This is a genomic window from Bradyrhizobium sp. BRP20, assembly GCF_020194215.1.
Lineage (GTDB): Bacteria > Pseudomonadota > Alphaproteobacteria > Rhizobiales > Xanthobacteraceae > Bradyrhizobium > Bradyrhizobium yuanmingense.
Map to the genome: position 1 here is coordinate 1 of NZ_JADYVY010000132.1, position 379 is coordinate 379.

Here is a 379-nt window from a genome sequence, read left to right on the forward strand (position 1 = left end):
GCGTATTGCGTCTGACGTACCACACCGGAGCCTGCACCGAGGGCGCGCAGCACACCGGCATCGCGCAGGCGCTCGTCGCGCGAACCGGAGAGCGCGGCATACAACACCAGGACACCCGCCGCGAGCGTAAAGACGAAGAGGAATTCCACCGCCGCCGTCACCTGGTCCAGCACGCCCTGCACCTGCTGCAGGATCAGTTCGGTATCGACCACCGTGAGGTTCGGAAACTCGCGCACAAGCTTGGCCGGCAGATCGGCCTGCCCGGCGGGAATGCGGAACGCGGTCACGTACGTCTGCGGCATGTCGCGCAGCGCCACGGGCGGCAGGATCACAAAGAAATTCACGCGCATCGAACTCCAGTCGAGCTTGCGCAATGACG

The 379-nt window shown here is 65.4% G+C and carries 1 protein-coding gene; it reads right to left on the bottom strand.

Annotation, left to right across the window (positions count from 1 at the left end; translation table 11 throughout):
* Window positions 1-350: hypothetical protein (locus I6F33_RS38135; protein ID WP_225145815.1), on the bottom strand; the 350-nt coding region annotated here is incomplete at its 3' end.
* Window positions 351-379: the final 29 nt, after the last annotated feature.